Origin of the sequence: uncultured Helicobacter sp., from assembly GCF_937906905.1 — a bacterium.
GTDB lineage: Bacteria > Campylobacterota > Campylobacteria > Campylobacterales > Helicobacteraceae > Helicobacter_B.
This window is the reverse complement of sequence record NZ_CALERY010000015.1, coordinates 1-22473: the sequence shown is the minus strand read 5'-3', so window position 1 is coordinate 22473 and position 22473 is coordinate 1. Positions and strand designations below refer to the sequence as shown.

General features: G+C 47.1%; 21 protein-coding genes. 7 read left to right on the top strand and 14 right to left on the bottom strand.

What is annotated here, in order from left to right; genetic code table 11:
- Positions 1-715 (bottom strand): hypothetical protein (locus Q0171_RS03800; RefSeq protein ID WP_299326937.1); only part of this gene is annotated, 715 nt, incomplete at its 3' end.
- Between the two features lie 336 nt (positions 716-1051).
- Here Q0171_RS03800 and Q0171_RS03795 point away from each other — a divergent pair.
- The 3 genes from Q0171_RS03795 to Q0171_RS03785 are packed head-to-tail and all read left to right on the top strand — an operon-like array spanning position 1052 to position 6769.
- Entirely contained in the window at positions 1052-2743 is a 1692-nt protein-coding gene (locus Q0171_RS03795; protein WP_299326935.1) for an ABC transporter ATP-binding protein, read from the top strand.
- A complete protein-coding gene (locus Q0171_RS03790) occupies positions 2733-3389 on the top strand; it encodes a metallophosphoesterase (RefSeq protein WP_299326933.1) in 657 nt (218 codons plus the stop codon). The genes Q0171_RS03795 and Q0171_RS03790 overlap by 11 nt, the downstream gene beginning before the upstream one ends.
- Positions 3390-3415: 26 nt before the next feature.
- Positions 3416-6769 (top strand): DUF2339 domain-containing protein, encoded by a 3354-nt coding sequence (locus Q0171_RS03785; protein WP_299326931.1) that lies wholly within the window; start codon positions 3416-3418, stop codon positions 6767-6769.
- Between the two features lie 40 nt (positions 6770-6809).
- Here Q0171_RS03785 and Q0171_RS03780 read toward each other — a convergent pair whose 3' ends face one another.
- The 11 genes from Q0171_RS03780 to rpe form a co-directional block, all read right to left on the bottom strand.
- On the bottom strand, positions 6810-7076 hold the full coding sequence (locus Q0171_RS03780; RefSeq protein WP_299326929.1) for a hypothetical protein: 267 nt from the start codon (positions 7074-7076) through the stop codon (positions 6810-6812).
- Between the two features lie 5 nt (positions 7077-7081).
- Positions 7082-7267, bottom strand: coding sequence for a hypothetical protein (locus Q0171_RS03775; RefSeq protein WP_299326927.1), 186 nt, complete (start codon positions 7265-7267; stop codon positions 7082-7084).
- 95 nt (positions 7268-7362) lie between these two features.
- A complete protein-coding gene (gene rplS, locus Q0171_RS03770; RefSeq protein WP_299326925.1) occupies positions 7363-7719 on the bottom strand; it encodes a 50S ribosomal protein L19 in 357 nt (118 codons plus the stop codon).
- Positions 7709-8515 (bottom strand): tRNA (guanosine(37)-N1)-methyltransferase TrmD, encoded by an 807-nt coding sequence (trmD, locus tag Q0171_RS03765; RefSeq protein WP_299326923.1) that lies wholly within the window; start codon positions 8513-8515, stop codon positions 7709-7711. Before trmD ends, rplS begins: the two co-directional genes overlap by 11 nt.
- 35 nt (positions 8516-8550) lie before the next feature.
- On the bottom strand, positions 8551-9228 hold the full coding sequence (rimM, locus tag Q0171_RS03760) for a ribosome maturation factor RimM (RefSeq protein WP_299326921.1): 678 nt from the start codon (positions 9226-9228) through the stop codon (positions 8551-8553).
- A gap of 151 nt (positions 9229-9379) precedes the next feature.
- Positions 9380-9616 carry a KH domain-containing protein gene (locus Q0171_RS03755; protein ID WP_299326919.1) on the bottom strand — a complete coding sequence of 79 codons (237 nt, stop codon included), beginning with the start codon at positions 9614-9616 and terminating at the stop codon, positions 9380-9382.
- Between the two features lie 36 nt (positions 9617-9652).
- Positions 9653-9886: a 30S ribosomal protein S16 gene (gene rpsP / locus Q0171_RS03750; protein ID WP_299326917.1), complete on the bottom strand. Its 234-nt coding sequence runs from the start codon at positions 9884-9886 to the stop codon at positions 9653-9655.
- A gap of 85 nt (positions 9887-9971) precedes the next feature.
- The gene (gene ffh, locus Q0171_RS03745) at positions 9972-11315 is read right to left on the bottom strand and encodes a signal recognition particle protein (RefSeq protein ID WP_299326915.1); all 1344 of its coding nucleotides are present in this window, start codon (positions 11313-11315) and stop codon (positions 9972-9974) included.
- Between the two features lie 119 nt (positions 11316-11434).
- Positions 11435-12547: a GDP-mannose 4,6-dehydratase gene (gene gmd / locus Q0171_RS03740; RefSeq protein WP_299326913.1), complete on the bottom strand. Its 1113-nt coding sequence runs from the start codon at positions 12545-12547 to the stop codon at positions 11435-11437.
- A gap of 105 nt (positions 12548-12652) precedes the next feature.
- Positions 12653-13459 (bottom strand): 3'-5' exonuclease, encoded by an 807-nt coding sequence (locus tag Q0171_RS03735; RefSeq protein WP_299326911.1) that lies wholly within the window; start codon positions 13457-13459, stop codon positions 12653-12655.
- A 17-nt stretch (positions 13460-13476) separates the two neighbouring features.
- Positions 13477-14148: a ribulose-phosphate 3-epimerase gene (gene rpe, locus Q0171_RS03730; protein ID WP_299326909.1), complete on the bottom strand. Its 672-nt coding sequence runs from the start codon at positions 14146-14148 to the stop codon at positions 13477-13479.
- Between the two features lie 98 nt (positions 14149-14246).
- On the opposite strand from rpe, the gene Q0171_RS03725 reads away from it, so the two are divergent.
- The 4 genes from Q0171_RS03725 to Q0171_RS03710 all read left to right on the top strand — a co-directional run bounded on the left by Q0171_RS03725 (position 14247) and on the right by Q0171_RS03710 (position 19300).
- Positions 14247-15182 (top strand): class 1 fructose-bisphosphatase, encoded by a 936-nt coding sequence (locus tag Q0171_RS03725; protein WP_299326907.1) that lies wholly within the window; start codon positions 14247-14249, stop codon positions 15180-15182.
- A gap of 66 nt (positions 15183-15248) precedes the next feature.
- Positions 15249-15875, top strand: a complete 627-nt coding sequence (thyX, locus tag Q0171_RS03720) for an FAD-dependent thymidylate synthase (RefSeq protein ID WP_299326905.1) — start codon at positions 15249-15251, stop codon at positions 15873-15875.
- A 39-nt stretch (positions 15876-15914) separates the two neighbouring features.
- Positions 15915-17672 carry an NTP transferase domain-containing protein gene (locus Q0171_RS03715; protein WP_299326903.1) on the top strand — a complete coding sequence of 586 codons (1758 nt, stop codon included), beginning with the start codon at positions 15915-15917 and terminating at the stop codon, positions 17670-17672.
- 35 nt (positions 17673-17707) lie between these two features.
- Positions 17708-19300 (top strand): methyl-accepting chemotaxis protein, encoded by a 1593-nt coding sequence (locus tag Q0171_RS03710; RefSeq protein ID WP_299326901.1) that lies wholly within the window; start codon positions 17708-17710, stop codon positions 19298-19300.
- A 108-nt stretch (positions 19301-19408) separates the two neighbouring features.
- Here Q0171_RS03710 and Q0171_RS03705 read toward each other — a convergent pair whose 3' ends face one another.
- The gene (locus tag Q0171_RS03705; RefSeq protein WP_299326899.1) at positions 19409-20599 is read right to left on the bottom strand and encodes a hypothetical protein; all 1191 of its coding nucleotides are present in this window, start codon (positions 20597-20599) and stop codon (positions 19409-19411) included.
- A gap of 9 nt (positions 20600-20608) precedes the next feature.
- Positions 20609-22330, bottom strand: coding sequence for an MBOAT family O-acyltransferase (locus tag Q0171_RS03700; protein WP_299326939.1), 1722 nt, complete (start codon positions 22328-22330; stop codon positions 20609-20611).
- Positions 22331-22473 lie beyond the last annotated feature (143 nt).

Sequence of the window (22473 nt, the reverse complement as noted above, 5' to 3'; positions counted from 1 at the left end):
CAGCATAGAGATTGAAATGCTCTACGCTGACATTTTTGAAGATTTGGGAGTCGCCATTTGTTAGTTGGTTGAGAGTCTTTATGGTAAGGGAAGCATTGCTTGGTGGGTTATTCTCGTTTGGACCGACTTTTAGATTTAGCTTCTCGCCTTGATTGTTTAAAGTGTCTATGGTGCTTTTACCAGTTGGTTTAAGCTCAAAATACGCACTGCCTTTAATATTAAAAGTGCCAATGGAAAGGTCTGTATTATGGTCGCCGCTATCATTCTTTAGTCCAACCCAGCTAGGATTCCCACTCACATTTTTAAGATTGTATTCAAGGTAATCCACTCTCGCGCCTCGTGCAAACATTACATTTTTGCTAAATCCTCCATCTTTATACGCAGCGGCAATGCTTGCGTAAGTGTAATGCGACACATCTCCATAGCTGTTTGTATCACCAAAATTCCAATTACCCGCCATCGAACCTGTCGCAACGCCTTCCCTGTCGCCAGATTTCCAAGCAATGTTATAGCAGTTGTTGTGGGGACATTGCCCTTGATTTAATTTATCAACAAGGGCATTTGGATCATTTGTAGGTATAGTAGGTGTGGCTGCAGCTGCCATACCACTAAGGGCGAAAAAGCACGCTAGGCTTAGACTCAAGCGGGTGGGCTTTTGAGGATTGTGGGCTTTAGATTCTGGGCTTGTGGATTGCCGCGCTTTGTCTTGCGCCAAAGCTCGCAATGACGATTTTTGTGGATTTAGAGAGAGATTATTCCCCCCCCCCCCCGTTTTTATGAGTATTTAGAGGGCTATTTGTGTTAAGCGTTTCCATAAAAACTCCTTAAAGCAAGAAATCAAAGCCGCGATTATAGCAAAATCAAAAAAAAAAAAAAACGCCCGTGCTTCAATCCTAGTCCATGGCTCCTAGGGTCTCCCTAGAATCTGGAGCGAGAATCTATGCTTACCATATCGTGCAATATCATGCTAAAATACGCGCTTTAGTGCAGCGTCATGAGTAAATCTCACGCGAGCAGCACCACAAGAGCAAGAGGATCTACAAGGAGCAATATGAGAGGTTTCTATACACGCTTTTATCCATACATCAAAGACTACTATTTCTTTTTCTTCTGTGCGATTTGTGCTAGCGCGCTGACTGCAGGCTGCACGGCGTCCGCCACCTATCTTGTGAAGCCTGTGCTCGATAAGATTTTCACTGAAAAAGACGCAGCTATGCTTACCATACTCCCTATGCTTTTTATCGCAGCGTATTTTGGCAAGAGTGTGGGAGCATACGCGCAGGGGTTTTTTGTCAATTATATTGGGCTAGATATTGTGCGAAGAATCCGCGAAGATGTCCTAGCTCACATGCTACGGCTTGATTTGGAGTTTTTCAACAAAATGCGCAAAGGTGAGCTCATCGCACGGCTGACAAATGACATCGGTCTGGTGCGTGCGGCTGTGTCAAATTATTTTGCGGATTTTGTGCGCGAGGGTTTTACGATTATCGGGCTGCTTTGTGTGGTGATCTATCAAAATCCACGCCTTGCATTCTACTCGCTCATCGTCGTCCCTGTGGCTGTTGTGCCTATCCTTATAATTATCCGCCATATCAAGCGTATCTCGCGCAAGACCCAAGCCAAAAATGCCGATATCACCTCCAAGCTCGCCGAAGTGTTTAACAACACTGAAATCATCAAAGCAAACAATGGCGAGCAAATCGAGCTAGAGCACTATAAGCGCGAGAATCTGCATTTTTTCAAGCTTGGGATTAAATCCACGCTTATAGGTGGGCTCAATGGTCCTATTATGGAGACTTTGGGGGCTGTCGCCATTGGGGTGGTGATATTTGTAGGTGGGAGTGCAGTCGTCGCTGGGGATATGACTACTGGGGAGTTTGGCTCATTTACCACGGCACTTTTTATGCTCTATACGCCTATTAAACGCGTGATAGGCATTATCACAAGCTTCCAAGACGCGCTTATCGGGGGGGAGAGAATCGGGCAGATTTTGGACTTGCAGCCAAAAATCATCGATGGAGAGCAGATTCTACAAGAGCCAATCCGTGAAATTAGTGTTACAAATGCGCATTTGCACTACGATGATATCGCTGCGCTCAATGGCGTGAGCCTAGAAATCAAGCGCAATGAGATTGTCGCGCTTGTGGGCAAAAGTGGCAGTGGGAAAAGCTCGCTAGTCAATATGATCTTGCGTCTGTATGATCCAAGTAGCGGAGAAATCGTAATCAATGGGCGCAACCTAAAAAACTTCACGCAAAAAAGCCTGCGCGATCATATCACTATCGTAACGCAGCGGATTTTCATATTCCACGATAGTATCGCGGCAAATGTCGCCTATGGACAGGAGATCGATGAAGCGCGCGTGATAGAGAGCCTGAAAAAGGCGCAGCTGTGGGAGTTTGTGGAGGCTTGTGAAAATGGAATCTACACAATGCTTGATGAGTTTGGCGCGAATCTTAGCGGTGGGCAGCGGCAGAGGATCGCCATTGCTAGAGCAATTTATCGCGATTGTGATGTGATTATCTTTGATGAAGCCACAAGCGCGCTAGATATACAGACAGAAGAAGCCATACGCGAGACAATCGATAGTATCAAAAAGGATAAAATCATTATCCTAATCGCGCACCGCCCAAGCACGATTTCACTAGCCAAACGCGTGTATTGCATGACACAGGGGCTCATCACAGATGTTACTACACCCCAGCGCTACTTGAAAGGACATGCCCTAAACCATGAAATATAACATCACGCTTGAGAGCTTTGTCATTTCCGATACACACTTCGGGCATAAAGCCGTGATGAAAAAGGAGCCTATCCGCAAGCTTACCCTAAAGCAAAGCGGCTTTAAACGCTTTGATGAGCTGCAAGTCTATCGCTGGAATGCCGCTGTGAGCGCAGATGAAAAGGTGCTGCATTTAGGGGATTTATACTTTGATATGGGCTATACATATCTGCCGCGCCTACACGGAGAGAAGCTGCTCATTGTGGGCAATAATGACATCGGCAAATTTGAGCGCGTGGAGAAAATGCACGAGTGGCAAGTCTGCCACAAGCTAAAGCTCCAAATCCCTGAGGCAAAGCGCGTCAAAGAGCGGCTTAAGGCAAAGTTTGGCAAAGCCCAGCTCAAAGACCCTTATGCCAATGCCATTGTGCTAGACCTTGGCAGTGAGCGCGTGATGTTTAGCCATTTTCCTGTGTTTAACCGCAAAAAAGATGATCGATTCTACCTAGCGCGCGATGTGCTTGATGAAGCGTATAAAATCTGTGATTGCAGTCTCAATATCCACGGACACACGCATACCAAAAAGACTTATAATCGCTTCTGTGTCAATGTCTGCTGCGAGGAGCTAGACTTCACACCTGTGCGCCTTAGAGAGATTGTGCGCTAGATTCTATGATATAGCAAGGAGTATTGATGGAACTTGTGGTTGTGCTGGTTAGTATTTTTATAGTGTTTTTGTTTCTTGGTGCGGTGTATGGGTTTATCGCCCACTCTAAGGCGCAGCGGTTTGCTAGAGATTTGGAGCTTGCACATAGTAAGCTTGGGCGCGTGCTGGCAAGACTAGAGAAGCTAGAATCTAGCTTTTCCCTATCACCACAAGCTGACAAAATCGGCGCGGCGATCCACGCGCAACAAAAAGGCGAAAAAGTGGATTCTAGTAATGATTATTCTGCTAGCGCAGAATTTATGGATTGCCACGCCGCTAAAGCGGCTCGCAATGACAGCACAAACACCGCCCACAATGGCGCAAAAGTGGATTCTAAGAGGTCGTGCGATTCTAGCTCGCAAGCGCAATCCCTCGCTAAAGATTCTAGTAAGCCCCAATCCACAGCACGCCCCAGCACACAGCCTACCCCCAAATTCCAACGCCTCCTCCAAACATTCACGCAAAACAGCCTTGCCCTGCTTGGTGGGATATTTTTTATCCTTGCGGCATTTTTCCTTGTCAATTACTCAATCAATCACTCCCTAATCACGCCCCAAGTGCGCATAGGCTTGAGTCTTGCCTTTGGCGTGCTGCTGCTTGCGTGTGGGCTTCTCTCCACGCTTTATCAACACACACTAGCAAGGAAGCTCCAACGCCTAAGCCATAAATCCCCCTCCATAATCGCCCAAACCTGCATTGGCGCAGGGCTGGTGGTGGAGTTTCTAGCAGTGTATGGGGGGTATTATTTTTATAGATTTTTTGGGCTTACAGGGGCATTTGCGCTGCTGGCATTTATCGCGGTATTTGCGCTTGTTTTGACCCTGCGCTATGGGGTGGTGATAGGGATTTTTGGCGTGCTGGGGAGCTTTAGCACGCCTGTGCTGCTCGCAAGTGGGGCATATCACGCTACGATGCTCTTTGTCTATGTGCTTGTGTGCTATTTTTTCGCACTTAGCATTGCGATAAGAAGCAGGCAATTTGCGATATTTCTCATCGCAAATGTATTTGTGCTAGGCTATATGCTAGATTTTGTGCTCTTGCGCGAGGTGGGGCGAGGCGCGCTTGTGCTGCTTGTGTTTGTGGTTGTGGCACTGCTTGGGGCGCATAGTGTTTTCGCGCTTATGTATGCGCCTACGCTATCTACAAATGAGCAAGCACGCAGTGGAGAGTCTAGCAAGGCTATGTCATTGTGGCGCAATGCGCTGGGGCTTAGCTTGGCATTCTCTGCGCTTGTGCTATGCGTGGGGATTGCTGGGATTTTTGCGCGATTTGGCTATATGGATTTTGGCACGCTTGAGCTGGCATTTTTGGCATTTGTGATGGCGTGTTTGTTCGCACTCCCAGCACTCACGCGCTTTGCACGCTATCCTATTAGCCCACTTTATCTAAGCCTGCCTATCCCCTTTGGCGTGCTTATGCTCTGCTTTGTGATTAAGGCTGCTGGGGCAAGCACGCTGGTGGCACTTGGCTTTATGGTAGGCATAGCAGCGGGGCTTTATGTCTATGTGCGCTCTAGGGATTTAGCTTGTGGGCTAGAATCGCGGATTTCTTCGCCGCGCTTGTGCGATAGGCGACTTAGCCTTATCTCCGCGCGCGGCTTGAAAACAAGCGAAGCGGTGCAAGGCGAAGCCGCAGCAGGTTTCTTTAGTAAAAACCACGATTCTAGCTCCACAATCTTAGAATCCCAAAACTCTCTAGAATCCACTTTAGAATCAAAAATGGATTCTAGCCCGCAAGCTGAATCCCCATTAGAAAAAGTGGATTCTAGTGTGGTGCGTATGCGCGTATGGTATCTATGGCTTATGAGCTTTAGCACGCTATGCTTTCTCCTGCTCTCCACGCAGATTGCCTGCCTTGATTGGATTGAGAGTGCTGGCAAATATGCGATGTGGATTCTAGGGCTTGGGGTGTTTGGCTGGGTGTATCGCGCGGTGGTGGTCTATAGGCTCACACCCTATCGCGATGTGCTGCTGCTTGTAAGCGCGTTTGGCGCACTTGGCGCACTTGGGCTCATTGGCGATGATCTCTTACACACGCTTCCACAGGCGATGAGAGTCTCTCTGCTCTGGCTTGCAAGCGGTATTTTGCTAGCCCTGCTTGGGCGCACAAAGATTCTGCCTAGGGGGATTAGCGGCTTTGAGTGGGTGTTTGCTGGCTTTGGGCTGCTGGCGACTTGGGCGCATATTGTGGAGATTGATTTGCTCTATGGGCTATTTGGCAGCTTGCGCGGCTCGTATCTGCCAGAGCTTTGCGTCTTTATGCTTGTGAGTGCGATAAATCTCTGGCTTTTTGCGCGTGCGGTGGATTCTCCTGCTGCTTCTCTCTCCGCCTCTCTTTCCACTTGGCGCAGTGGGATTTTCGCTGCTCTAGCTGGGCTGCTACTTTGGGAGATACTCGCGCTTATCAATCTCTGCGCATTTTGGATTGTGCGACATTGGTTTATAGGGTTTGATGATTTCTTTATGCGCAATGAGAGCCTATCGCGCACGCTAGCAGTTTGTGTGGTGTTTGTCATCGCATTTGGTGCGCTTACAATCAGTGGTAGAGCGCGCGCAAAGCAGAATCTAGCCCAGCAAAGCCAGCTAGCTAATCACTCATCTCGCCAGAATCCTTTGCACCAGAATCCACTTTGGATAAAGTTTTATACGCGCTCAAGCCTAGTGCTTTTTGTCTATGGGCTTGTGGGATTCTGCTCGCTACTTCTCTCCTATAAAGACTATATCCATATCTATGCCTATGCCGCAGTGGAGATAGATATGCTCCAAGCCTCAAATCAATTCTTTATAGCAATCATAGCCAAAGTGGTGCTTGTGGGGCTAGCTGGAGTGCTATGCGCGTGCTACACAAAATCCCTAGCCACATCGTGGCACGCACAAGAGGCAAAAGACACTAAAGACTCTTTTACATTTGCACGCTTCTCACTGCAGCTCATCGCCAATACCGCGGCTCTTGTGGGGATCGTGGGTGCGCTGGTGTATGCGATACGACTATGCTTTGCTGGGAGGGGGGATATTTCCTTTGGCGATATAGTGATAGGCGATAGGAGCTTGCTCTATGAGTTTGGGAGTGCTGGGTTTGGTGAGATTGAGCTTTATACCTACTCTATCGCGCTGGTGCTGCTTGGGATTATTATGCTAGCGGGGTATTTTCTCTCGCGCTATAAGGTGTATAAAATCTATGCGTTTGTGCTCTTTGGGGCTGCCACGCTCAAGGTCTTTTTCATCGATACAAGCAGACTTGATAGCCTAGCAAAGATCGCACTATTTGTCTGTATGGGCGTGCTGTTTTTAAGCGTAAGCTATCTCTATGCGCGATTGGTGAAAAAAGTGGATTCTCGGTAATTCTTGCTAAAGATATTCTAGTATTAGCGCGCTTGTTGGTTTAGGTGGCATTGATAGATGCGGTTATTGTAGCCAAAGATGTCGTGTGCCTGCGTGTAGAGTGTAAATTCAAATCGCTCATAGAATCCACGCAAATCAGTGCAGAGATATAAGCTAGTAAAGCCTTTTGTGCTTGGCAGTCATTTTTAGCGTGGCGAATAAGGCGTTGTGCTATGCCTTTTTTGCAATGAGATTCTGCGACATAGAGTGCGATCAAAAATGGATATAGATCTGCGCAAGAGACAAAATCCTGTAATGCCACGCCCACGCAGCCTACAATTTTTCCTCTAGTAAGGCAAAAAGGAAATGCGGGATAAAGCCCTTTGTATCTATGCTACACTGCAGGACTTCTTCGTAGAACTTCGATGATTTTTCATCTGCCCATGCCTGGAGTAAAAATCTTTGCGCTTGATGTAGCAAGTGTGGATTGTCGCGTAAGGAGCAAATACTAGGAGTCATAGTTCCTTTATGCAGTGAAATCACTCTAGCTTAAGGATTAGTGAAAGATGGTGTAAGCCTACCTAGCTAGACTCTAGCCAACTTGTGTAGTAAATCTAGCTTCTATCTTCTTTGATTCTAGCGGCTTTGCCTTTGCGGTCGCGGAGATAGTAGAGTCTAGCTCGCCTTACTTTGCCCACGCGAAGCACATTGATACTCTCAAGACTCTCGCTATAAAGCGGGAAAGTCTTCTCGACACCGACATTATTTGCGCCAATCTTTCGAATCGTAAATGTTTTATCCACGCCATTGCCTCGAATGCAAATGCACACGCCCTCGAAATTCTGGATTCTGGTTTTGTCGCCCTCCACAATGCGAATCCCAAGCTTAACAGTATCGCCCGCCTTAAATAGTGGCACTTGTCTATCCTGTATCTGGGCTTTTTCAAAGCTCTCGATATATCTATTTTTCATCATGCACCCTTTGTGTAAATTTCCATCGCTCAAATAAATCTGGTCTAAAATAGCGCGTCTTGCAGAGAGCGAGCTGGTTTTTCAAAGCGCAGATTCTACTATGATTTCCCTTTGAATACTCTGAAATAGGAGCGAAATTTTCAAAGCCTTTCGCAGGCGATTGCGTGCGAGCAAATATCGGTGCTTCAAGTAGGCACGACTCAAAGCTCTCGCCTTGTAGCGACTCGCTATTGCCCAGCACCTGGGGAATCTGGCGCGAGATACTATCGCATAAACACAGCGCAGCAAGCTCCCCACCTGTCAAAATAAAATCCCCCACGCTAAACACTTCGTCCGCATAGTGCTCAATCGCACGCTCATCAATCCCCTCATACCGCCCACAAACAAAGACGATATGCTCTTTTTTGGCAAGGCGGATCGCGTCATCTTGGCTAAAAGGCTTGGCACAGGGGGTGAGAAATATGATATGTGGCTTGGGGGTTACAGCAAGAGCTAATGGGAGATTTTTAGCAGAAGTGTGGGTTTGGAGGGCTGGATTCTCGCGCGACTGCGTGTAAGAATCACTACGCTTGCATACACTCTCTATCGCGCGTTGTAGCACTTCAGGCAGTAGCACCTGCCCTGCCCCGCCACCTATCTGCTTGGCATCGGCACTTTTGTAAGAATCTAGCGCAAAATCTCGAAGCGCAATCGTATCAATAGTGATTAGCCCTTTGTTTCTGGCATTTTTTAAAATCGAGTCGCTGAAATATCCCTCAATCAACGAGGGAAAAAGTGTGATGAAGCTAAATATCATGCCAGCCTTTCTCTATCCGCACTCTTTAAGCGTGCTTATTCAAAAAGCAGCTTGGCATTTTGCGTGAAAACGCCACCTCTTTTTCCAGATTCTGCTAGCTCTATATGCAGCACATACTCATCAATATATGGAAGCAAACAACGCTTAGCTTTTTGGCGTTTTTGGGAGCGTTTGGAAGATTTTAGATTTTTTGTATCAGTGGGGCTTTTTGTATCGGCTAGATTCTCCACGATCGGGGCAGAATCTAGAGCAACAACAAAATAGTCAGTTAGACCAATCCGCTCGATATCCTCTACCCTACCAAGCACCACACCCTCCTCTATCACCTCCAGCCCCACCACATCAAAATAAAAAAACTCCCCCTGCTTCAACACACAATACTCACGCGTCTGCGCCTCCGTGGTAAAAAGCCTTGCATTCACAAATTCTTGCGCACGCTCCCTAGAATCTATCTCTACAAAGCTAAGGAGAAAATAGCGCTGCTTTTTTTCTATAGATTGTATGGTAAGTGTTTGATGAAATCTCTCTTCAAACAGCACAAGCCCCACCTGCATAAACTCTACAAAATCGCTTGTCATATAAAATGCCATTGCGCCATGTAGCCCCACGACCCGCCCAAGCCTGCCAACCTCTATGGTATAGGGCTGGTTGGCTTGCAAGGCTGCGTTTTGCAAATTCGATTCTGGCTTGGTGGATTTGTCTGGCTTCATCATTTTATTGGAGTTGGGGGATACTCATGTGGGACTCTAGGAGTTTATAAGCACTGCCACGGAAAAACAAGCTATCTGCTAGACCCTGCCACAATGCTACTTAACAACCCTACTCATGCTCACTGGAGCTATACTACACATAGATAGCATTCTCCTAGCAAGGATGAACGGTGATTTTGTAGGTCATGCCATCTTTTGCTTTGACACCTGAGACAAAAGTTTTTAGCGAGACGATCATTCTGCCATCTTTGCCTATGACGCGTCCCATATCATCAGTGGCGACAAATACATCTAGCAGCTTCAAATCGTTTTCTTGGGAAGATTGTATAGAGACTTTCTCTGGAGAGGAGACAATCTTTTTAATGTAGGATTCGACAAACTGCTCAACCATACACAAACTCTTTATATAGATTCTGGCAGGCTCACGCTATTTTCCAGCTGCGAGCTTTTCGACACGCTCACTCATCTTCGCGCCCACGCCTTTCCAATATGCAAGGCGATCATTATCGATTTTGATTGTGGCAGGCTGAGTGAGTGGATTATAGTAGCCAATGGATTCTATCCAGCCGCCATCGCGTCTCTTGCGAGAATCTGTAACTACCACGCGATAAAATGGCTTTTTCTTTCGACCCATACGAGTTAGGCGGATAACGGTTGCCATATTTGCTCCTTAATTATTTAATAAAGTGCGGATTATACACATAAAAAGATATGTTTAGCCTTAAGGTTTCTTATAAGATTTAGGGCTAGCGTCTGCCTTTCATCTGCCCCATTAGCCCCATAAAATCCTGCATACTACCCTTTTGGCTAAATTTCTTAGCCATTTTTGCTGCCATATCAAACTGCTTGACAATGCGATTGATATCAGCTACTTCAAGCCCCGCTCCCTGCGCTATTCGCTTGCGTCTTGAGCCATTGAGCAAGTCTGGATTCTCGCGCTCCTTTTTTGTCATAGAATTGACCATCGCGCGGATATTTTTGAGCTCCTTAGAGTTATCCAAATCCACATCTTTTAGCTGCCCAGCCACTTGGGAGAGCCCCGGGATCATCGACATAATCGAGCTCATCGAGCCAAGCTTTTTGACATTTTCGATTTGCGCTAGAAAGTCTTCAAAGCCAAACTGCCCTTTTTTAAGCTTTTTGCTGATATTTTTTGCTTCTTTTTCATCAATGATTGTGGCAGTTTTCTCTGCAAGCGAGACTATATCTCCAGCTCCCATAAGCCGTGAGACAATGCGATCGGGGATAAAAATGTCAAGATCGGGGATTTTCTCGCCATTACCGATAAAGCGCAGCGGGATTTGGAGCTGGTAGGCGATATTGAGCGCGATACCACCTTTTGTATCGCTATCAAATTTTGTAAGTATCACGCCACTAAGCCCCACGCGCTCGTGGAAGCTCTGCGCACTTCTAATGCCATCTTGCCCGCTAAGAGAGTCTGCTACATAAAACACCTCATCAGGGTGCAGCTCATCGCGCAAGCTTTGCAGCTCACTCATCAGCCCTTCATCAATCGCCAATCGCCCCGCAGAATCCACAATCACCACATCAAAGCCCCCTTGCTCTGCGCGCTTTTTAGCAGCTTGTGCTACTGCTATGGGGCTGGATTCTGCTGGCATAGAATCTGGGCTAAAGACTTCTACCTCGATTTGCTCTCCTAGCACTTGGAGCTGCTTGACTGCCGCAAGGCGTGCTAAATCACACGCCACAAGCAGCACCTTTTTGTTGCGCGTTTTTAGGTAGTTGGCAAGCTTGGCGGAAGTGGTTGTTTTTCCACTGCCTTGCAAGCCGCACATAAGCACGATTGTGGGAGGCTTTGGCGCATACACAAAGCCATAATGCCCACTTGTGGTTAGAATCTCTAGCAGAGCAGCTTGCAGCGCGTCTAAGAAGCTTTGCTTGCCGATGCCCTTCTCCCTTGTTTGTATAGCAATTTGATCGAGCAGAGATTTGGTAACTTTGTGATGGACATCGTTTTTTAGCAGGGTTTTTTTGAGCTCATCTAGGGCGCGGTTAAGAGCCTTGTCATCATCATTAAAGCGGATTTTAGAAGCAATGGAGCGCAGAGAGCTGCTAAGGGTGTCAAACATAGATTCTCCTTTTGGGATTTGTCTCTAAAATTATCGTGGCATTTTCACTGATGAGCTTAAGCACCTATAGCAAAGCTTGCTGATTGGATTCTGCGCTCTGGTGCTTGGGCTAGCGTCTATCATTCAAAATAGCGCAAGATGTTGTAGCCATTATCTTGCAAGAATTTTTCCTTTTGCATAAGCTTTATATCGCTTTGCATCATATCTTTGACAAGCATTGACAAATCATATTTAGGCTTCCAGCCTAAAAGCTTTTGTGCCTTGGTGGGATCACCCAGGAGCAGATCTACTTCTGTGGGGCGGAAATACCTAGAATCCACTGCTACCACTTCTTGCCCCTGTGGCAGCTGATACTCACCCCTGCACGCTTTGACTACGCCCACTTCATTGACTCCCTCTCCAAAAAACTCCACTTCAATGCCAAGCTCCCCAAATGCTAATGCCACAAAGTCGCGCACCTGTGTCGTAACGCCCGTGGCGATGACAAAGTCCTCTGCCTTTGGCTGCTGCAAGATAAGATACATCGCCTCTACATAGTCCTTGGCGTGTCCCCAATCGCGCTTGGCAGAGAGATTGCCTAGATAGAGTTTATCCTGCAAGCCTAGGGCGATTTTGCTAACCCCTCGCGTGATTTTGCGCGTTACAAATGTCTCGCCGCGGATTGGACTCTCGTGGTTAAACAAAATCCCATTACAAGCAAACATATTATATGCCTCTCGGTAGTTGATCGTAATCCAGTAGGCATAGAGCTTGGCGCAAGCATAGGGCGAGCGCGGGTAAAATGGCGTGCTCTCACTTTGAGGCACAGCTTGCACTAGCCCATATAGCTCGCTTGTGGAGGCTTGGTAGATTTTGGTCGTATCTATCAAATCAAGCAGACGCACGGCTTCTAGGATTCTAAGTGTGCCTATGCCATCGGCGTTTGCGGTGTATTCTGGTGTCTCAAAGCTTACTTGCACATGGCTCATCGCTGCGAGGTTATAGATCTCATCTGGGCGCACTTCTTGGATAATGCGGATAAGATTTGTCGAGTCTGTCAAATCCCCATAGTGTAAGAAAAAGTTGCGATTATCGATGTGGGGGTCTTGGTAGAGATGGTCAATCCTATCAGTATTAAACAGCGAGCTTCTACGCTTAATGCCGTGAACCTCATAGCCGCGATTTAGGAGAAATTCTGCGAGATACGCGCCATCTTGCCCGGTGATACCTGTGATTAGAGCTTTTTTTCTCATTGAAATACCTTTATATGTGGATTTGTGCGTTTTAGATTCTGGGAATTATAGCAGAGTATTGGGAAATTTACGATGTGATGGTGGCGTTTGGACTTGTGTAAGTTTTTAGATTCTGGCGGTTTTGGGCAAAATCTTTTTAGAAAAATCAATAAGCTCTTTTGTCGTGCGAATGGAGCCTGGTAGGCAGTAGCAGGAGATTTTAAACACTTCTAGTGCAGTGAGTGCGTCTGCATAGGCACGATGAGCAGCTGGAGTGTTGATCCCTAGTGATTGATTAAGATACTGAAGCGAGTAGCGCTTGGAGAGAATACATTGGCGCGCAAGATCAATTGTGCAAAGCCGCGGGTTTAGCAGCACACCAAGCGAGCAGGACTCTAATGCATGGCTGATAAAACTATAGTCAAACCCTACATTATGTGCCACAAACACATCATTTCCTAGGAATACCCGAAAATCTTGCAAAACCTCTTTTACCCCACGCGCATGGCGCAGCATGGAGCTGGTGATCCCTGTGATTTCTGTGATAATCTCTGGCACAGATTCTGCATAAATAAACTCCTCAAACCGCCCTGTAATCTCACCCCCCTCATACGCAATCGCACCGATCTCGATAATCTGGGCATTCTTGGGTTTAGCACCTGTGGTCTCAATATCTACAAAACAAAATCGCTGCTTGGTATAGGGCGTGGTCGTGGTGGCGAGATAGTAGGTAGAATCTTGGGTGGATTCTAGCGGGAAGCCCTGCGCGCGCAAAAGCTCAAGCACCAAATCCTGCTCTAGAGAATCTAGCTCACTAGAATCTACCCCAGAATCCACTCTAGCACTTGCAAGCAAAGCTCGCATATCATCATAGGTGAGAGGGCGATCTGCTAGTCTTGTGCTAAGGAGTTTAGCCAGTGCTTGTATATCCAAATCTAGCCTACAATACTCTAAGATTCTAGGCTAGATTCTGGCGTAGAATCCACTTTAAGCGAGGTGATAGCCTTGGCGTAGTTTTTGCTACCAAACACATAGCTTCCTGCCACGACGATATCCACCCCTGCTGCGCGTAGATCGTGGATATTATCCGCATTCACCCCACCATCGACTTCGATGAGGCAGCGAGGATTTTTTGCCTCGATAAGATCTTTGAGCCTGCGGGCTTTCTCTAGCACACTTGGGATAAATTTCTGCCCGCCAAAGCCTGGATTCACACTCATAAGCAGCACCATATCCACATCTGGCAGGATATAGCGGAGACTCTCCTCGCTGGTGTGGGGGTTTAGCACTACGGCTGGGCGAATACCCTTAGAGCGTATGTGAGAGATAAGCCTATGCAAATGCGCCACCGCCTCGATATGCACACTTATAAACTCTGGCTGCAGCGGCAAAAAATACTCCACAAACCACTCGACTCTCTCTACCATGAGATGCACATCAAGCGGGATACTCGAGGCACGCGCGACTTGAGTAATGATAGGCATGCCAAAAGTCAAGTTTGGCACAAAATGCCCGTCCATGACATCAATATGCAAAAAATCTGCACCACTTTGGCAGATAGATTCTACCTCCTGACCAAGGCGCAAAAAATCCGCAGACAAGATACTTGGAGCCACCAGCATAAGCCACCTCTAGGATAAAATAGATATACTAAAGAATATCATAAATTGCTTTAGATTATAATCACGCAAAACTTCATCACAAAATCCAAAGGAACACTATGAAGCCACATCATGCTCGACACGCCCATGCTATCCAGGAGATTCTCGCCTGTATCCAGCACTGCGCACTTAGTGTGCGTGAAATCTTGCAAAGCGATACTTCAAGCTATCTTGAAAGCACCAATGCCAGCGGAGATACACAGCTAGCAGTAGATGTGCGTGCAGATAGACTCTTTGAACAAGAGCTTTTGAAGCTTGCGTGTGTGCAGGGCGTATGTTCGGAGGAGAAGCCAGAAGCACTCTATAAGGCTGATCCAGAATCTAGCGCCAGCGCGATGATAAGCTCGCCAAGTTTAAGCGCCCCCCAGAGTGAGCAAGGCGGGATTCTCATCGCTTATGATCCACTTGATGGCTCAAGCTTGTTTGACTCTAATCTAAGCGTGGGGAGTATTTTTGGGATTTATGAGGGGAGCTTTAGTGCTGCTTCACTTATCGCTGCAATCTATGTAGTCTATGGTCCTAGGCTCGAGCTTGTGCTAGCATACAACGAGCTAGCACACTATGCGCACAATAGCGCACAATGGGAGCGTCGCCAAAACCTAGCGCTAAAGCCCAAAGGCAAGCTCAATGCGCCTGGTGGCACACAAAAGCACTGGCATAAAGCACATAAAGCTCTTATCGATGATCTTTTCGCACAAGGCTATCGCCTACGCTACTCCGGGGGCATGGTGCCAGATTTGCACCAGATTTTGTGCAAAGGCGGTGGGCTATTTAGCTACCCTGCGACAAGTGATGCGCCCAGAGGCAAGCTCCGCAAGCTCTTTGAAGTGTTTCCTTTCGCGCTTGTGTATGAGCTCGCAGGCGGCGAAGCAATCGATGGGCACTTGCGCCTGCTCGATCTTGCATGCGAAAGCCTGCATGATAGCACGCCCTGTTTCCTAGGCAGCAAGGAGGAGATCGCACAAGTGCGCGCCACTTATGCCAACATTTCATAAATCCCAAGAGAATCCAACACACCAGTCCAATCCATAAATCACCAAAGAATCCAAAGGAGTCCCCCAATGCCACAACCACAAATCACTCTCCTCCACCACACCCCCCTAGAAGTCTGCTCGCATGCCATACGCACCTGCTGGGATAGCCACGATAAAAGCGATCAAGGTGGCGAGAAAGATAGAGAGCTTATCAATCGCGTGGGGAATATATTCAAGCATGCTTCTACTTTGGAGCATTTAAACTATACATTTTTTATACAAGGCATATCTAGAGCATGTCTCCAAGAGCTCGCGCGCCACCGCATGGCTTCCTACTCTGTGAAATCTAGCAGATACACACTCGCAGAGCTAAAGCGCGCGGATATTAGCACGCTAGATTCTGCCAGCCAATTTATCAAACTCACAGCCAACGACAAGGTCAATCGCGCCAGCCACCAAGCCCTACAAAATCTCCAAGCCTTGCTGCTTGATCCTGATACTACAAACGACATGGCAAAATACGCTATGCCAGAGTGCTATCTCACAGAGCTTACCTGGAGTATCAATGCACGAAGCTTGCAAAATTTTCTCTCGCTGCGTAGCGACAAGCGCGCACTCTGGGAGATCCAGGAGCTTGCACATGCGATTTATAACGCCCTACCAGTGGAGCATAGGTATTTGTTTGAAAAGTGCATGGGAGAATCTAGTATCTAAATCCACAAAGCCGCCTAGAATCCAGATCAAGGAGTGATAATGAAGTTTTCAGTCGTGATTTTAGCAGCAGGGGTTGGCAGCAGAATGAAATCCCCCAAGCCAAAGGTTTTGCATAGGATTTGTGGCAAGTCGATGATAGTGCGCATTACCGAAGCGGCATTACAAGTAAGCGATGATGTGCATATCGTGCTATATCATCAAAAAGAAGTCATAGAAGCGCATTTGTGCGAGTATTTTGGGGACAAGCTAGAATCCATCTCGTTGCACACCCAAGATTGCCAAAATTTCCCCGGCACTGGTGGCGCGCTAATGGACTCTAGCGGGAAGCTTATCGATCTTGCACACGATCGGCTTGTGGTGCTAAATGGCGATATGCCTCTAATCAGCCCAGAATCCATCGCCGCAATCGCCCACACGCAAGCCCCAATTGTCGTTAGCACGATCACGCTGGAGAATCCTAGCGGCTATGGGCGTGTGCTAGTGGATCCTAGCGGGCAAATCACGCAAATCATCGAGGAAAAAGACTGCAACCAAGCGCAAAAAGCCATAAACCTTGTCAATGCCGGAATCTATGGCTTTGATAGAGAGCTGCTAGAGCGCAGCCTGCCTAGACTTAGCAATGATAATGCGCAGAGGGAATACTATCTAACCGACATTATCGCGCTAGCTAGGAGTGGGGATTCGGCTTTGCGCGATAAATCTTTGATTGCATCGCACGCGCGGCGGTTACATACGCCAAGTATGCGCCCTTGCGCGCGCTCGCAAAGCAAAGATTTCTCATCGCAAATCCTAGAATCCTGCCCCGAGATGGATAAACAAACAAGCGCAATTCCTAAAATCCTAGAAGAAGACAAACAGGCTGGGCGTAAAAAATCCTGCCGCGAGCAACTTCAACTAGAATCCACTTTTGACACCGCCACACTACACGAGCCAGCAAAGGATTCTAGGAGCTTCGCCCAAAATGCTCAAAATGTAGCCACGCCGCAGGCGGAAGGATTTGAGATGAGAAATTGTGGCTTTCAAGGCGGGGGCGAAGGGATTTTACTAGGCGTAAATGAGCAAGCCCCCGCCGCAGAATCCACGATTTGTCGCTCAAAGCCAACGCCCAACACACTAATCGCGCCATTTTATGGCAATGCGCGCGAGTTTATGGGCGTCAATTCTAAAAGCGAGCTAGCCCAAGCAGAAGCGATCCGCTTACAAGAGCTTAGGCGAAGGGCGATGGATCAAGGCGTGATTATGCGGCTGCCAGAGAGTATTTACCTAGAGGAATGGGTGGAGTTTGAAGGAGAATGTGAGATAGAAAATAATGTCCGCATTTGCGGCAGAAGCACTATCAAGCACTCCCACATCAAAGCTGGTAGCGTGGTAGAAGATAGTGTAATAGCACATAGCGACATCGGTCCTATGGCGCATATCCGTCCCAAATCACACATCTCCCACACACACATCGGCAACTTTGTAGAGACAAAATCTGCGCATTTAGAGGGCGTGAAAGCGGGGCATTTGAGCTATCTTGGGGATTGTGAGATAGGGTCTGGGAGCAATGTGGGTGCGGGCGTGATCACTTGCAACTACGATGGCAAATCCAAGCACAAAACACATGTGGGCGAGCATGTCTTCATCGGCAGCGATTCCCAGCTCATCGCACCTTGCAACATAGAATCTCACTCTATCATCGCTGCTGGCAGCACAATCACCGATAAGGTCGCTAGTGGAGAGCTAGCTATCTCGCGTGTGAAGCAAAAAAACATCGCAGGCTTTTTCTTTCGATTTTTTGGCAAGTCGCGCGATTAGGCTATATCTAGCTCTACTTGGGGAAAGGAGTATCCGTGCTAAAGACATTTCGTGCGAAAATGATTTTCACATTGGTTGTGTTTTTTATCGTTGGGGTGCTGGGGCTTATCGCGCTATTGCGTAGCAATTTCAATAGCCTTGCCACACAAGAATCCACTCGCACTGCAAATATGCTTAGTCAATCGATTTTCTACACAATCCGCGCAGGTATGAATATCGGCTCTCGAGACGCGATTAACGCCAGTGTGGAGGACTCTAAAAGTATCCCGGGTGTGGAAGATGTCAAAATCTACCAATCCTCAAGCGTAGTGGAGCTATTTGCTATCCAAGAGCCACTTATCCCAACAGCAATCGTGCAAAATGTCCTTGATACCAAGCAGCCCATATTTGAGCGCACACAAGAGGGAGATACACACATTGCAATGCTCTATGAGCCTCTCATCGCCCAAGATAGCTGCCTCATGTGCCACGCCAATGCGCAAAAGGACGATGTCCTAGGTGTCATGGAGCTGAAAATCTCGCTCACAGAACTGCATGAGGGGATTAGCAAAAGTATGTATTGGGTGATTGGGACGACGATTTTGGCTTGCCTGATAGCAATCGGTGGGCTTTGGGTGTTTTTTGATCGCGAGCTGATCCGTCCGCTTGGCTCCCTGCGATCCATGGCGCAGGATCTTACCAGCACCAAAGAGGGCGATCTCACCAAGCGCATAGCCATAAAACGCCAAGATGAAGTAGGGATCACTTCGTCATTTTTCAATCGCTTTATAGAAAAAATCCAAAACACCATACAAATCGCCAAAAATGTCTCCACCGAGAATCTCCAGACGATAAACAATCTCAACGAAATCTCGCTTGAACTCTCCAAAAACTCCGCCATACAAGTCGCCCATATTGACTCAATCAACACATTTTCTAAAGACATTGCCAGCCAGACTCAAGGCGTGAAAGACGATGTGGATATGATGATCAAAAATGTGCTAGGCACGCAAAATGCACTTGATGAGTTTATAAAAAATCTCGAAGATGTCGCAAGCAAAATGCAAAAATCTAGCCAAGATCATCAACAGATTTTTGAAAGCTCCAAGGTGCTTATAGAAAATGCCAATCAAACGCGCCAAACACTTTCGTTTATCGCAGATATCGCTGATCAAACCAATCTCCTAGCGCTTAATGCCGCTATTGAAGCAGCGCGCGCAGGCGAGCATGGGCGAGGGTTTGCCGTCGTGGCAGATGAAGTGCGTAAGCTAGCTGAACGCACACAAAAATCGCTCAACGAAATCTCTGCGATGACAAACGCCAGCGTGCAGAGCATACAAGAAGTAGGACAAGAGATCCAAACCACTGCGCAAGAAGCCGAGCAAGTCGCCGAGCTGGCAAATGAGCTTATCAACAATGCACACGAGACAAAATCCCTGCTTGAAGCCACACTATGCTCATCCAATGACATCGCAACGAAAAATAACGAGGTGTTTGTGAAAATCAAAAACCTAAGCGAGAAAATGAATCAAATCGTAGATCTCTCCTCGCGCACCAAAGAGCTTGGCAACGAAGTAGAATCTATCGTCAAAAGCACGGAAATCAAGACAAAAGAGCTTGATTGCGGGATATCGACATTTAAAACATAAGGCACTTAGGGCTCATTGTGTCTATCTAAGTGCTTTGGTAAGAAGCTTTAGGCGATTGACTTACTTTGACTTACTAGGTGGATTTTGCGGCATGGATTTGGGAGGATTCTAGTCCCCAATCCCCAGTGCATGCAAGAGCTTGATAAATGCTGCGCTTCGTAGCTGCACGCCTTGTGTGTTTAGGTGGTAGCCCGTATCGTAGAAAAACTTACGCTCAAAGTGAAAATCGCGAAAATCCCCCACGATCTCTATGCCTTGTGCGGCAAGCTGTGCGGCGAGATTGTCGATTTTCTCCATGGTCTTTGGGTCTTTGAGGCTAAAAGATGGGTTTTCCATGGTGGGTGGATAGATGAGATAGAGGCGCATGTCATTTGCCTGTGCAAACTCGCGCAGCCGCGCGAACTCCTGCACAAAAAATGCCGAGACTTTCATATCCCCATCAAAATAATCATTCGTCGCATTTAGCATGTGCGAGCCACTTTGCCCACAAAAGTCGCCATACATATCGATTGACTTATAGCCATAGTCTATGTAGTGTGGATTTTGGCAGGGCGTGAAAATAAGTCCGCTAGAATCCATATCTTCAAAATCCACTCCCTCTAAAGCGCTAGATTCCGCCCTAGAATCTAGCGCTTTAGAATCCCTACCATGCGCAGCCATGTTTCTCTCAATAAACTCCCGCACCTCCTCTTCGCTCACGCCCTTGCGCAGTAGCCAGCGTATCGACTTGATGATATCATTTGCCATGTAGCTTTTGAGCTCTTGAGATAGGGTGATATATTTGCGATAGTCTTTTTGCCATGAGAGCATATTGTGGATATACCAGTAGTCGCCAATTGGTGCGCTGCTACCATAGGCATCAAATGTCGGGGAGAAGACCAGCACATCTCCGCGCTTAGCATGCTGCATAATCCTATCGATATGGTAGTTTATAGGCAGTCCGCCATGCGTGCCGTAGTTGATAAAGCGCACATTGGCGTTTGCCTCAATCATCGCGCCATTAAAGCCAAAGAGATTGTTCGACCCGCCAAAGACGAGCACACGCTGCTTGGAGGTGGGGATTTCGTTTATAGCATCTTTTACCATATAGATATCGCGCACCCATGGCTCGGCATTGCTTAAAAACACCCTATCACTCCAGTGCGTGAGCGCTAGACATGCCCCTATATACAAAGCCACGCCCGCAATCACCGCCAGCGCAAACACCCACACCTGCTTTATCCCAAACCCGCAATCCTCGCCCACATGCAGTGCTAAACCGAGCTTTAGCTCTTTTATGTTTTGTGGATTTTGCTTCATCACTCCCTCCTAGAAATTGAAATACAAAAACTTCGGCGTATAGGAGCTACCTGCAATCACTATAAGCGCATAGGCAAACAAGCAGCCAGCAAGCAGCATTTTGGCATTGACACGCTTGGCTAGCGAATCTGTCATCTCCACACTATTCCTACACACAAGACACAGCGCAAATGCCCCTAGAATCCACACCACTATCGTAAAATCCCCTTTAATCCCTTCAAGCCATAGACCAAATGAGAGATTTACCACTTCCCCAAGCCTAGATTCTAGACTTTTAGGTAGCACCAAAGAGCCAAAAAACATTCCTTTAAGCAGATTTAGCGCGCCTTGTAGATTCTCCGCGCGGAAAAACACCCAAGCGATATTGACAAAGTTGAAAGTAAGAAACCAGCAAAGCACGATATAGAGTTTAGATTCTAGAAGTGTTTGCACAAATATTTTTGCACGCTGGCTTGATTGCTGCGCCCAATCTAGCATAAACATATAGGCTCTATGTCCCACCATCGCTAGCCCGTGCAAGCTCCCCCATAGCACAAAGCCCCAGCCAGCGCCATGCCATACTCCGCTTAAAAACGCCACGATAAAAAGATTTCTTAAAGTAAGTAGGTTATTAAACCACGATTCTTTTTTCTGTATTGCAGGCTCGCCATTTTTAGAGACAACGCGTTTAATATTTTGATTACCCCCTAATGGGATATAAAGATACTCTTTTAAAAACCTCCCTAGAGTGATATGCCACTTTCTCCAAAACTCCGCGATATTGCGCGATTTATAAGGCGAGCTGAAGTTTAGCGGTAGCACAATGCCAAAAAGCAGCCCTAATCCTATCGCCATATCACAATAGCCGCTAAAATCGAAGTAGAGTTGAAAGGTATAGCTTAAGCTTGTCGCCCATGACTCTAGGAGATTTAGCACACTCCCACTCTCCACCGCACTAAATCCAGCATTTGCCCACTTGGCAAAACTATCGGCGATGACGACTTTTTTAAACAAGCCGATGGAGAAGATGAAGAGTCCTTTAGCAATGTATTCCCAATTTATGATATGGAGCGATTCAGCTTTTTTGGTGGATTCGGCTTTGCGCGATAAATCGGCGATTCTGCACGATTGTCTGCGGTCATTACCGCTTAGGTAACTCCCTTGCCAATCGCTTGAAAGCCCCGATTTCTCATTGCAAATCCTAGAATCCTTTGCTGACTTGCTTAGATTTGTGTCATTGCGAGCGGACTTGTCCGCGTGGCAAAACAAGGGACACCGCTCGGCGTTAGCCGATGTTTCTTTAGAATCCATACTAGAATCTAGCTTTTGTGTCTTTGTGTGGATTGCTTCGGCGATTGCATCGCCTCGCAATGACAAGGGCTCACCCGATACTGAATCCCTCCTGTTCATCGCATGAAATTGCGGCATCATCTCTCTATGATGCACAATAGGTCCAGCAATGAGCTGAGGGAAGAAGGTGATGAAAAGGCAGTAGTCTAAGAAATTGACATCTGGGATTTCTTGTGTTGGATTGTTAGATTCTGCTCTGTCTGTGGCTTGCCTATAACAATCCACTAAAAACGCGATTTGCTGAAAGGTTACAAACGATAAGGCTAAAGGCAGAAGAATATGCGGCAATGGGATAGTAAAGTCTAAGGCTAAAAGCTTGGTGAAAAGATTGAAATTCTCTAAGAAAAAGTCCGTGTATTTAAAGATACCAAGTAGGCAGAGATTAAAGATAATGCCGATGATAAGGAGTGTTTTAGCAGAGAGGGTGTAGGTCTGCTTTAAAGATAGTTCCCCCCCCCCCCCCGCTTTTTTTTAATGTTTGTTTGTTTGTTTGTTTATTGAAGACAGAGTGCAAACCAAGAAAGGGCAATGAGAGATGGAGGGAG

Excerpts from the sequence above, each read along its gene's own strand:
- Q0171_RS03790 (WP_299326933.1), top strand. The coding sequence starts at position 2,733 with ATGAAATATAACATCACGCTTGAGAGCTTTGTCATTTCCGATACACAC.
- rpsP (WP_299326917.1), bottom strand. The coding sequence starts at position 9,886 with ATGGCAACCGTTATCCGCCTAACTCGTATGGGTCGAAAGAAAAAGCCA.
- rimM (WP_299326921.1), bottom strand. The coding sequence starts at position 9,228 with ATGATGAAGCCAGACAAATCCACCAAGCCAGAATCGAATTTGCAAAAC.
- gmd (WP_299326913.1), bottom strand. The coding sequence starts at position 12,547 with ATGAGAAAAAAAGCTCTAATCACAGGTATCACCGGGCAAGATGGCGCG.
- thyX (WP_299326905.1), top strand. The coding sequence starts at position 15,249 with ATGCCACAACCACAAATCACTCTCCTCCACCACACCCCCCTAGAAGTC.
- Q0171_RS03755 (WP_299326919.1), bottom strand. The coding sequence starts at position 9,616 with ATGGTTGAGCAGTTTGTCGAATCCTACATTAAAAAGATTGTCTCCTCT.
- Q0171_RS03715 (WP_299326903.1), top strand. The coding sequence starts at position 15,915 with ATGAAGTTTTCAGTCGTGATTTTAGCAGCAGGGGTTGGCAGCAGAATG.
- Q0171_RS03725 (WP_299326907.1), top strand. The coding sequence starts at position 14,247 with ATGAAGCCACATCATGCTCGACACGCCCATGCTATCCAGGAGATTCTC.
- rpe (WP_299326909.1), bottom strand. The coding sequence starts at position 14,148 with ATGCTGGTGGCTCCAAGTATCTTGTCTGCGGATTTTTTGCGCCTTGGT.
- Q0171_RS03705 (WP_299326899.1), bottom strand. The coding sequence starts at position 20,599 with ATGAAGCAAAATCCACAAAACATAAAAGAGCTAAAGCTCGGTTTAGCA.
- trmD (WP_299326923.1), bottom strand. The coding sequence starts at position 8,515 with ATGATATTTAGCTTCATCACACTTTTTCCCTCGTTGATTGAGGGATAT.
- Q0171_RS03795 (WP_299326935.1), top strand. The coding sequence starts at position 1,052 with ATGAGAGGTTTCTATACACGCTTTTATCCATACATCAAAGACTACTAT.
- Q0171_RS03775 (WP_299326927.1), bottom strand. The coding sequence starts at position 7,267 with ATGACTCCTAGTATTTGCTCCTTACGCGACAATCCACACTTGCTACAT.
- rplS (WP_299326925.1), bottom strand. The coding sequence starts at position 7,719 with ATGAAAAATAGATATATCGAGAGCTTTGAAAAAGCCCAGATACAGGAT.
- Q0171_RS03785 (WP_299326931.1), top strand. The coding sequence starts at position 3,416 with ATGGAACTTGTGGTTGTGCTGGTTAGTATTTTTATAGTGTTTTTGTTT.
- ffh (WP_299326915.1), bottom strand. The coding sequence starts at position 11,315 with ATGTTTGACACCCTTAGCAGCTCTCTGCGCTCCATTGCTTCTAAAATC.